Source organism: Microcoleus sp. LAD1_D5, assembly GCF_036702115.1.
Classification (GTDB): domain Bacteria; phylum Cyanobacteriota; class Cyanobacteriia; order Cyanobacteriales; family Microcoleaceae; genus Microcoleus.
This window is the reverse complement of sequence record NZ_JAUBSA010000037.1, coordinates 46913-58271: the sequence shown is the minus strand read 5'-3', so window position 1 is coordinate 58271 and position 11359 is coordinate 46913. Positions and strand designations below refer to the sequence as shown.

General features: G+C 46.1%; 9 protein-coding genes and 1 pseudogene. 7 read left to right on the top strand and 3 right to left on the bottom strand.

Going from position 1 to position 11359, the window contains the following annotated elements; genetic code table 11:
* Window positions 1–103: 103 nt before the first annotated feature.
* Window positions 104–1275: pseudogene (locus QUA70_RS16835) on the top strand (DNA cytosine methyltransferase).
* On the opposite strand, the gene QUA70_RS16830 reads toward QUA70_RS16835, so the two are convergent.
* Window positions 1272–2111, bottom strand: coding sequence for a PIN domain-containing protein (locus QUA70_RS16830; protein WP_333329254.1), 840 nt, complete (start codon window positions 2109–2111; stop codon window positions 1272–1274). The pseudogene QUA70_RS16835 and the gene QUA70_RS16830 overlap by 4 nt on opposite strands.
* A gap of 1 nt (window position 2112) precedes the next feature.
* Window positions 2113–2583 carry a helix-turn-helix domain-containing protein gene (locus QUA70_RS16825; protein WP_333329256.1) on the bottom strand — a complete coding sequence of 157 codons (471 nt, stop codon included), beginning with the start codon at window positions 2581–2583 and terminating at the stop codon, window positions 2113–2115.
* A gap of 366 nt (window positions 2584–2949) precedes the next feature.
* On the opposite strand from QUA70_RS16825, the gene purB reads away from it, so the two are divergent.
* From purB to QUA70_RS16810, 3 genes are all read left to right on the top strand, one after another.
* On the top strand, window positions 2950–4245 hold the full coding sequence (gene purB, locus QUA70_RS16820) for an adenylosuccinate lyase (RefSeq protein WP_242725653.1): 1296 nt from the start codon (window positions 2950–2952) through the stop codon (window positions 4243–4245).
* 169 nt (window positions 4246–4414) lie between these two features.
* Entirely contained in the window at window positions 4415–5275 is an 861-nt protein-coding gene (locus tag QUA70_RS16815; protein WP_333348599.1) for a Uma2 family endonuclease, read from the top strand.
* Window positions 5276–5348: 73 nt separating this feature from the next.
* Window positions 5349–6074, top strand: coding sequence for a M15 family metallopeptidase (locus QUA70_RS16810; protein WP_333329264.1), 726 nt, complete (start codon window positions 5349–5351; stop codon window positions 6072–6074).
* A gap of 73 nt (window positions 6075–6147) precedes the next feature.
* On the opposite strand, the gene QUA70_RS16805 is transcribed toward QUA70_RS16810, so the two are convergent.
* On the bottom strand, window positions 6148–6987 hold the full coding sequence (locus QUA70_RS16805; RefSeq protein WP_333348600.1) for an SH3 domain-containing protein: 840 nt from the start codon (window positions 6985–6987) through the stop codon (window positions 6148–6150).
* 246 nt (window positions 6988–7233) lie between these two features.
* Here QUA70_RS16805 and QUA70_RS16800 point away from each other — a divergent pair, with 246 nt between their 5' ends.
* From QUA70_RS16800 to secD, 3 genes are all read left to right on the top strand, one after another.
* Window positions 7234–8601, top strand: coding sequence for an NACHT domain-containing protein (locus tag QUA70_RS16800; RefSeq protein WP_333348602.1), 1368 nt, complete (start codon window positions 7234–7236; stop codon window positions 8599–8601).
* Window positions 8602–8752: 151 nt separating this feature from the next.
* Window positions 8753–9736 carry an alpha-ketoacid dehydrogenase subunit beta gene (locus tag QUA70_RS16795; RefSeq protein WP_190740298.1) on the top strand — a complete coding sequence of 328 codons (984 nt, stop codon included), beginning with the start codon at window positions 8753–8755 and terminating at the stop codon, window positions 9734–9736.
* 185 nt (window positions 9737–9921) lie between these two features.
* Window positions 9922–11319, top strand: a complete 1398-nt coding sequence (gene secD, locus QUA70_RS16790) for a protein translocase subunit SecD (protein WP_333348604.1) — start codon at window positions 9922–9924, stop codon at window positions 11317–11319.
* The last annotated feature ends 40 nt before the right edge of the window (window positions 11320–11359 follow it).

Below are 11359 nucleotides of genomic sequence, written 5' to 3'. Positions count from 1 at the left end.
GATTTTAAACCATCCTAATCTTTCTTCAGTCTTGTCTTATGGTACTTTGGCTGCTTAAAAACTGTCCGGAGTATTGAGATAGAACGCAGTAAAAAAATATAAAATGGAAGCAATACAACTGTCTTTATTCTCAAATGAGTCAGAACCAATTCCTGCCAAAAAGCAGAAGAAAGCAAAATTAGGGCGTTACGAACGCATCCAACGCGAACTAGAAGCAAATGACTGCGACCCCTACAAGATATTCATTGATGTTGAATCTCAGTCACTGCCAAAATCAGACTATACATTTGTCGATCTTTTTTGCGGTGCGGGCGGCATGACGCAAGGTTTATTGCAAGCAGGTTTTCGACCAGTAGCAAGTGTTGAAATTAATGCGATGCCTCGGCAACTCATACAAAAAACTTTCCCGATTGCCATCACTTGTGCGACGATATAAAAAACTTAAATCCCCAATAATTGCTCGCTGAAATTGGTTCGCCAGAAATTCATGTTGTTGTAGGCGGGCCGCCGTGTTAAGGCTTCTCAGTTGCAGGAAAACGCGACCCCAACGACCCTCGAAATCGCTTATTTAGAGAGTTTGTCCGCGTAGTCTTTGAAATACGTCCTTGGTATGTTGTCATGGAAAACGTACCCGGAATATTGACTATACAAAAAGGAGCTGTTAAGCAAGCCATTTGCGAGGCTTTTCAGGAAATTGGCTATCCCCATATGTCCGTTGCTGTTCTGGAATCAGCCGCGTATGGAATCCCACAAATCCGCCCGCGAGCCATTTTTATTGCCAATAGATTTGGGCTGCCAAACCCCTATCCCAAGCCGCAATTGTTACCAGAACAATACAAAGCGATTGAGTCAGCAATTGATGATTTAACAGAGTATACTCCCATAGCAGAAATTAACCACGAATGGACTCGTCATTCTGTTGAGTACATGGAAAGACTTGCTCAAGTTCCACCAGGCGGTTCTTTGTATGAAAGCTACGCCGATGCTTTCAAGCGACAGTATCCGGGAAAACCGAGTATGACTGTTAAGGAAAATCACGGCGGCACTCATATTCATCCTTATCTCAACCGCGTTATTTCAGCTCGTGAAATGGCTAGATTGCAAACTTTCCCGGATTCATTTATTTTTGAAGGTTCTATGAAAAAGGCAATGTGGCAAATTGGAAATGCCGTGCCACCCCGTTTAGCAGAGTGTATCGGCTTGGCACTTATTCCATATTTGGCCGATATTACTTTGAACAAAGCTAGCAAAGTTACTATGAAATTAGCCTTTTAATTAGCTTGTTGCTCATCAATCTGATTGATTGTTAATTCTTCGTCCAATCGTTGAGCAAATATTTGGAATAATTTGATATCTTCCGCTGAAATATCACCCTCAATTTCCTCATTTTGAACTAACAGAATTTCTCCTCTACCGTCTTTAGCAGTAATTCTTATAATTTGCCCTTTCATCCAGAGCCGATATTTTTCTCCTTCATAACATCGACCGCCTTCTGGTGCAGGTTCTCCTATTTTTTGCACGGCTTTTTTCGCAGTTTCTATTACAAAATCACAGTATTCATAGAAACGAACTTTACTAGCGAATTCGTGTACCCTATTATTTTTCTCTAATCTTTCAATAATTTCGGCAACATTATGAGGAGGGTTTTTTAGATCCTCAACCTGCTGCCGAATTACTTCGACCATCGACTCGGGATCGTTATCGAAAAGCTCAGTTAGAAATACATCCGGGTGCTGTGCCTCAATGCCATAAGGTTCCAAAGCCTCCTTTGGGAAATGTTTGAGGTTATCTGTAACGATGACCTTAGCATTTGCTACAATCGCAGCAGCTACAACATGACGATCGCCCGGATGATTTGTCATTGCTTCCACCAAACTTGCAGGCACTTCGATAATTCCTTCAGGAAAGGTGTTCTTTATCACCTCCTGAAAACGTGCTGCTTTGACCTCTGTCATTCTTCCTTTTTTTACCAGATTGCGGGTAGCACCATCTAAAATTTCTTGTGAAAAGTGAACCTCGTATAACTCAGCCTCAGCAGCACGTAGTAGTGTATCGCATAAAGGCATAGGGAAGATGACACAGGAGTCTAGAATAACGGATACGACTTCCATTCTACTCCTGAGTTATTGGGTCAACACCAGCTTCGTAAAACCCCTCATCCTGAATAAATTGGGTTAATTCCTTTAGTCCTTGGCGACGTTTCACTTGACGCTGTTCTTTGTAGTTAATTACATCTTGAAAAAGGACACGCCGATGTTTTCCTACTTTACTACAAGGAATTTCTCCCCGATCTAGTAACTTGACGAGAAATGGTCGCGATACATTAAGGATATTAGCTGCCTCCTGCGTTGTCAACTCGCAATTGTGAGGCATCAGAGAAATAGCTTGACCTGATGCCATTGCACCTACAATCTGACGCAAAAAGTTGTAGACTGATTCGGGAAGCAGGATCTCTTCTCCGTTACTTCCGACTAATTTTGGCTGTGCAGACTCTCTGCTCAGTATTTGCTCTAACTGAGCTATTGATTCCTTTTCTTGTTCTTGAACCAAAACTGACTCAAGTGATGTTTTTTGGTTCAACATAATTAATCTCTTGTTTGATGTGATTGTTTTTGAAGCACAGAGTAAATATGGTGGTATAAGTTGGTATAATCAGCGGTTTAAACCGCTGATTATACCAGACCCCGTTTTATTGGTCAGCAGACAGAATCTGCGATCGGGCAAAACCTGTGCACCCATTACTGGAAGGGTATGTAAGTATTGGGCCGGCATATACTTGGTTGTTTCCTTCACGATAACACTTACCGTGCCATAAACGCAATATCCGAAACAAACGAAATATTCAAATTCCCCAAAGGGACAGTTCGATCGCCCGAAATTCCCCATCCCGACTGAAGACGGATGCCTCGCAGAGGTACAATAGGACGATCGCATTCCCCAACTCCCACCGTGATAGAGCGCTACACTTTGCCCGAAATGGGCAACATCTGGACTGAAACCGCCAAACTGAAAACCTGGCTGCAAGTAGAAATCGCTGTCTGCGAAGCTCAAGCCGAACTCGGCTACATCCCCGCCGCCGCAGTCGAAGAAATCAAAGCTAAGGCTAATTTTGACCCGAAACGAGTCCTCGAAATTGAAGCCGAAGTCCGCCACGACATGATCGCTTTCTTGACAAATGTCAACGAATATGTAGGCGATGCCGGCCGCTACATTCACCTCGGTTTAACCAGTTCCGATGTGCTCGATACTGCTTTGGCGCTGCAATTAGTCGCTAGCGTCAATATCTTGTTAGAACGTGTCGAAGAATTGAGTCAAGCTATTCGCTATCAGGCTCAACAGCATCGCAATACCGTCATGGTTGGCAGATCGCACGGAATTCACGCCGAACCCATCACCTTTGGCTTTAAACTAGCAGGATGGCTGGCAGAAGTCTTTCGCAACCGCGCCCGATTGGTGAATTTGCGATCGTCCATTGCAGTCGGCAAAATCTCCGGCGCAGTCGGAACCTATGCTAATATCGATCCGCGAATTGAAGCGATCGCCTGTCAAAACCTCGGACTCGAACCCGATACCGCATCGACTCAAGTCATTTCGCGCGATCGACACGCCGAATACGTCCAAACCTTAGCACTCTTAGCAGCATCGATCGAGCGTTTTGCAGTAGAAATCCGCAACCTGCAACGCACCGACGTTCTCGAAGTCGAAGAATTCTTTTCCAAAGGGCAAAAAGGCTCATCCGCCATGCCCCACAAACGTAACCCGATTCGATCGGAAAGACTCACAGGCATGGCGAGAATCGTCCGCGCCAACGCCGTCGCAGCCTTAGAAAACGTGGCGCTTTGGCACGAAAGAGACATCTCTCACAGTTCCGTAGAACGGATGATTTTGCCCGACAGTTCCACTGTCACCCACTTCATGTTAGTAGAAACCACAGACTTAGTAAAACACCTGCTAGTCTATCCCGAAAACATGAAGCAAAACATGAACCTTTACGGCGGAGTCATCTTCAGCCAGCGCGTGATGTTAGCCTTAGTAGAAAAAGGCACGAGTCGCGAAGACGCCTACAAAATTGTGCAATCTTGTGCTCACGAAGCTTGGAACAAACCGGGCGGCAATTTCTACAATTTAATTGCTAAGGACGATCGGGTAACAGCTAAGATGACAACCAAAGAAATTGATGATTGTTTCGATCCGCAGTATCAATTGAGGCACTTAGATTTAGTGTATCAACGCTTGGGAATTTGAAGAAATTTTGAATTTTCTAGCTAATGGGACTTAGACATTTTCACCTCAGTTTTTGTCTAAGTCCCACTAGGTTATGTCAAAACCTGCTTTGATCGACACAATTGCAGCAGCAATCGCTATGCTGTGAACAGAGCATCAGTCCCGATCGCCAATCGATCGCGTACCCGTCATGACCCAAAGCCTTAGTCCTATAACCCCAGTCCGCGCCTTCCCAGATCACACGCAACTCCCCGAGTCCGACGGCACGTTTGTGAAAAACTTCCAAGAACATCCTCAGTGTATCCTGCTCACCGACTCCCTGGGAACCACGCTGCAAACCCTCCACCCCGACGGAATGTATGCGATCGGGCAAGATAGTGGCATATACTGGCGTGAAACCGACCCACCAGAACGCGGAGCCGAAGCTCCCGACTGGTTCTACGTCCCTAACGTCCCACCCCTGGTAGATGGAGAAATTCGTCGCTCTTACGTGTTGTGGCGCGAGTATATGGTGCCGCTAATTGCGATCGAGCTTGCTAGTGGAAATGGTTCGGAAGAACGCGATAATACTCCTCTATCTCGCAGCTCAGAAGGTGTCACTCAGAAGCCTGGAAAGTTCTGGGTATACGAGCAGATTATTCGGATTCCCTACTACGCTATCTACATCATCAAAACCGGTGAACTAGAAGTCTACAACTGGGTGAATACTCGTTATATTCGCTTGCAACCAAACGATCGCGGACACTACTCGATCGAACTAATGGGAGTAGAGTTGGGTCTATGGGAAGGTAGTTATCAAAATCAAACACAGCGATGGTTGCGTTGGTGGGATAACCAGGGTAATTTGTTGCTGATTGGAAGCGAACAAGCCCGACTCGAACGCCTTCATACCGAACAGGAACGCCAACGGGCTGAAGCTGAGAGCCAACGGGCTGAAGCTGAGAGCCAACGAGCTGAAGCTGAGAGCCAACGGGCCGATCGGGAACAGCAACAAAAAGAACGATTAGCGGCTTATTTGCGATCGCAGGGTATTGATCCCGATCTGATTTGAGCCTTGGCGATCGGTGTGTTGCATTTAGCTTTTGGTTGTAATCTACTCTCTAAGACTCACAATCAGAACAGCTATGAAATTTAAACGTTTTGGAAAATACCCGATCGCATTTATGCTAGTGTTGCTATGTGCGATCGGTCTGCACCATACAACATTTGTCCGCGCCCAGGAGCCGCCACAAGTGCAAATTACCCAACCAGGAACAAACCCAGTAGTACCTGAAAGTATTTTCATGAGTCAACTTCCCAGTGGGGCGCGACTGGTTGATATCCGCACCGTAAATCCCAACATTCGCCTCGATATCCGATACGCCACTACTAACAACTTTTTGAAACGAAAACTTTACCCTATATCGAAATGCGCCTTGAGAAGTTCTGTTGCTCAAAAGTTAGCGCTAGTTCAAACAGATTTGGAAAAAATCGGATTGGGTTTAAAAGTTTACGATTGCTACAGACCTTTCTCAGTGACTAAGCAAATGTGGGAAGTTTGGCCAGATCCGCGCTATGTTGCTAATCCTGCTAGAGGTTCGCGGCACAATCGCGGTGCTGCTATTGATTTGACTTTAGTCGATCGCACTGGCAAAGAATTAGAAATGCCCACACCTTACGATGATTTTACCGAAAAAGCTCACGCAGATTATCAAGGTGGCAGCGCCGAATCTCGGAAAAATCGTCAAGTGCTTAAGAATGCGATGAAAAAACACGGATTTATGGGTATCACAACCGAATGGTGGCACTTTGATTCGGAAGATTGGCAGAAGTTTGCAATTCTTGATATATCGCTTGGGGCGATTCCTTAATTCTACTATTTATTAAAACTCGCCGATAGGGGGAAGACAAGGCACTGCTGTATCCCTAAAGATGTCAGGAAAATTATCGCAATTCAACAGAAAACTCGTAGTCGTATCCCCGGAAATTGGAGTCTAATTGTAATGTGTAATTGCCTGTTACTGGCACTTTTCCCGTCCACTCTGTTTCATTGCCTTGATAAGGATCTCCGGCTAAAAGTTTGCCACGAGGAGTTATAATTTGCGGGAAAACTTCTTGCCGATTCCTAACAGTCATTGTTTGACCTTTTCTGGCGCGAATCCGGTAAGAGTGGCTACCGCTGCCGATAATTCTACCTTTAACGATCGCCTCATCTCCTCCCGGCAGAAAATTAATCTGCCGGTTGACGTTAGAACAACTGCTTTCGGTGCGGTTTTTGGCAATCCAACCGGGCGGATCGGTAATTCGCAGCCAACCGTTTTGTTCTTCAGCAACTGAAACAAAGGTATTATTTTTAAGTTTTCCTACTATGTTGCTGCCCCTTACTTGCGGCATCGATCGCACATTTAGCGGTGGATTCCGATCGCTGACTACAGCTTGGCTGATTTTGCAACCCGAATTTGGCGGTGTGACAACTACTGGCCCAACTTTTCGGGGGGAGACTCCTGCAACTAGCGAGGATTGAACAGCCGGGGTTTTTGCAGGTTGGGGTTGGGATTTCGGAGATTCTGCAGCCTGGGTTTGTGCTTGCAGAGATTTTGGTTGCCGAGATTCAGGGTTGTTCGTCGGCCCTGCAATCTGGTTTCTGGTGGATGCGGGCGATTCTGCAAGGGGAAGATGGGATTGTTTCATCGCACCCGACTGTATAGTTGCAACAGCTACTCCCACCGCTGTTGCCAGTCCTGCTAAGCTTACTGTGATGATTTGAGCCTTCGTAAATGACATAAAAAACCCTCTCTGTATCTATAACTAATAATTTTTGTTTGGGAGTTGAGGCGATCGCCAGTTAATTTATAGTGGAAATACCTAGTGCGGGCCACAGGGTCAGGATTTTTAGATAAAATTTCAGATCCATAATTGCCGCAATAATTGGAGTGAATATATACTGGACGCCTATACTGATGGTAATCTTGCTCTGGGTTATTTGCGCGCAAATTTGCGAAGGTAAGCGTTCAGCGCGAGGTACATAAAATGTCAAAATTGATTCCTCTGAGATTACAACCGCCTCGCGATCGATTGTTGGAGGAGGTGAAGCAGGAAGTCCAAGCAGGACGATCGCAGTCTTTGCACGCCGCTGTGCTGGCTAACCTCAGCCAAGACTCGCCGCCTGTTGGTGTTAACCGCTGTTGGGATGTGGAAGTGAAAGCCGGCAACCGTCCGAGTTTTCGGCTTCCTCCCAAGGCAAGCGTTGCTAAAGTGTTCGATCGCACCGGTGGCAAATTGGTAATTTTGGGAGCCACGGGTGCAGGCAAAACTACGACGCTGCTAGAATTAGCTCGGGTGTTAGTTTCCCGCGCCCAAAAAGATGCTAGTTTGCCAGTACCAGTGCTGTTTGAACTCGGATCATGGAAAGCAGAATCCGGGGCGATCGCAGATTGGTTAATTGCTCAACTTCAGTTCAAATACGGCATCTCTCCTGCTGTCGGCAAAAAATGGGTCGCCGAACAAAAATTGCTACCTCTCCTCGACGGCTTGGACGAAGTGGAAACCCACCGCCAAAATATCTGCATTCAAGCAATCAATCAGTTTGTTGAAAGCGAATTTAAACCAAAACATTTAGTAGCTTGCAGCAGTTTTGAAGCTTACAAAAAGTGCGATACTAGATTTCGCCTGCAAGCAGCGGTTTTATTGAAACCTTTAACAGAAACTCAAATTCAAAATTATCTGCTAGAAGCCAGAAGCCGCGAACTTTGGTACAGCATTGAGCGCGAGCCGGAGTTGTTGAAATTGGCAAAAATTCCCTTGCTTCTGAGCATGATGGCTCTGGCTTACGACGATATTTTAATTGAAGCTTGGAAGCGCATAACTTCCGCAGAAGAACAGCGCAAATATCTGTTAACTGCCTATATTCGCCACCAAATCACCGGGGAAGTCAAGCAGTATCCCAGAGGTAAGGAACTGCGGCCCGAACAAATACGCCACTGGCTGGGATGGTTGGCGAGAAGGATGGAAGAGCAAGGAATTCAAGAATTTTACCTCGATCGCATACCGTCTAGCTGGCTGCAAACAGAGGAGCAACGGCGCAAGTATCAGTTTGGAGTTAAGCTGCTTGGCGGGCTGATTTTGGTGATTTTAGGATTAATTGCCAGCCTAGTCTCTGGGTCAATTTGGGGATTAATTACGGGTGCTGTTGCTGCGGTAATTAGTGCTTTGTTGCCGGGAATTCCGGGGATTGAAAGGTTTATATTGCACCTCGTGCTGTGGTCGAAGGGCTACATTCCTTGGGACTACAGGCGTTTTCTCGATGCTGCGACCGATCGCTTGTTGCTGCAAAAAACTGGCGATCGGCGTTATCGATTTATTCACGATTTATTGCAAAAACATTTTTCCGAGATATAAATGCCGGAGCTTGACATAATTAAATAATTATGATAGGTATCTTGCCAATCGTGCAGGGTTCAATTGCCGAATTTGCGATCGCATCCTCATCCACACCCCCAAAAGGTTAAGATTCTAATCTGACCCTCCTGCAATCATTGCTTAACCTCCTATGGCAGAAACCTTATTGTTCAACGCCCTCCGCGAGGCGTTAGACGAAGAAATGGCCCGCGACTCCGCCGTATTCGTACTCGGCGAAGACGTAGGTCAATACGGCGGTTCCTATAAAGTCACAAAAGACCTCTACAACAAATACGGCGAACTTAGAGTGCTCGACACCCCGATCGCCGAAAATAGCTTTACAGGCATGGCAGTAGGCGCAGCAATGACGGGACTGCGGCCGGTCATCGAAGGCATGAACATGGGCTTTTTGCTGCTGGCCTTCAACCAAATTTCCAATAACGCCGGAATGCTGCGCTACACATCAGGCGGCAACTTCAAAATGCCAATGGTAATTCGCGGGCCAGGCGGCGTGGGCCGGCAACTCGGCGCCGAACACTCCCAGCGGTTAGAAGCATATTTCCAAGCAGTACCGGGTTTGAAAATAGTCGCCTGTTCGACTCCCTACAACGCCAAAGGACTCTTAAAATCAGCCATCCGCGATGATAACCCCGTTCTGTTTTTCGAGCACGTTCTTCTTTACAACCTCAAAGAAAATTTGCCAGAAACAGAATATTTAGTGCCACTGGACAAAGCAGAAATTGTGCGATCGGGCAAAGATGTCACTATCGTGACTTATTCCCGGATGCGGCACCACGTCATGCAAGCCGTACCCGCCCTGGTAAAAGAAGGTTACGATCCAGAAGTAATCGACCTAATTTCTCTCAAACCCCTGGACATGGAGACCATCGGCGCATCCATTCGCAAAACTCACAAAGTAATTATTGTAGAGGAGTGCATGAAAACAGGAGGCATCGGTGCCGAACTAATTGCTTCGATTAGCGATCGATTTTTTGATGAACTCGACGCACCGGTTTTGCGGCTGTCTTCACAAGATATTCCCACACCTTACAACGGTAATTTAGAAAGACTGACAATTGTTCAGCCCACTCAAATTGTCGAAGCCGTCCAAAAAATGGTAGCATTGCGAGTATAAATAGTCATCAGTCATTAGCCATTAGTCATTAGTTATCACTCTTTGGTTGTTCTCTAAAACTAACGATATCTGCCAGCAGGACATTAATGCTAAAACACGGATGCACAGATTGATTATTTCTTCCACCTAACTACTGACAAATGACTAATGGCTAATGATTAATGATTAATGACTAATAATTAAGTATGCAAAAACAACGTTCAATATTAGCCCTAATTTTTGTTTTAATCATCGCCGCCATTACTGTAATAGTAACAATTCCGACGCGGCTGGGATTAGACTTGCAAGGAGGGTCGCAACTCACCATTCAGGTAAAAACTACCCCCACAATTCCTAAAATAGACCAGGGAATGTTAGAAGCAGTGCGGCGGATTGTCGAAAACCGCGTCAACGGTTTGGGTGTTTCCGAAGCATTAGTGCAAACAGTAGGAGAAGACCAAATTCTCGTGCAGTTGCCCGGAGTAAATGACCCGCAGCAAGCAGAACGAGTTTTGGGCGGCACCGCCAAGCTAGAATTTCAGGAACAACTGCCCGGAACAGAAGCACAATTAGGCATTGAAAGGCAGTTGCAGCAGGAATTGCTGGTCAAACAAGAAGAATTGAAAATTAACCCGAATGAGGCTGCTATTAAAGAAAATCAGGCTGCTTTGAAAAGAAGTAATGAGGCGATCGCCAAACTATTCAAAAGCAGCGGCCTCGGCGGCGAAAACCTCAAAGACGCTCAACCTCAACCCTTGGCGGCTGGGAACAACTGGAACGTTGCTCTCGTTTTCGATACCCAAGGAGGCGAACTCTTTGCCCAACTCACTAAAAATTTAGCCGGCACCGGACGCAGTATCGGTATTTTCCTAGACGAAAGAATGATCAGTTCTCCAGTCGTCGGTGTTGAATTTGCCCAAGCAGGAATTACTGGTGGGAGTGCCGTGATTCAAGGCAACTTTACAACGCAAGAAGCTAACGATTTGGCAGTGCAATTGCGGGGCGGCGCTTTGCCGGTGCCTGTCGAAATTGTAGAAAACCGCACGATCGGCGCTAGCTTGGGTAGAGACAGCATTCAAAGCAGTATTAACGCAGGTATCGGCGGCTTAATTTTGGTCTTGATTTTCATGGTTGCCTACTATCGACTCCCCGGCGTAATTGCCAATATTGCTCTGTTAATTTATGCTCTGTTAACTTGGGCAGCTTTCGTGCTTTTGGGAGTGACATTAACGCTGCCGGGAATTGCTGGTTTTGTGCTCAGCATCGGGATGGCCGTGGATGCTAACGTGCTGATTTTTGAGCGCACGCGGGAAGAGTTGCGGGCGGGGAAATCGCTTTATCGATCTGTAGAATCGGGTTTTTACCGCGCTTTTTCCAGCATTTTAGACGGTAACGTCACAACAGTTATTGCTTGTGCTGCTTTGTTTTGGTTGGGGGCAGGTTTAGTTAAAGGGTTTGCTGTAACTCTGGCATTGGGCGTAGTAGTGAGTATGTTTACTGCTATTACTTGCAGCCGCACTCTGCTGTTCGTAGTATTGAGCTTTCCAGCATTGCGGAAACCTCAGTGGTTCTGTCCTAATTTGTCGAAAACTGCTAATAGTTAACAGTTAACAGTTAGCTGTTGACTGTTAACTGTTGACAGTT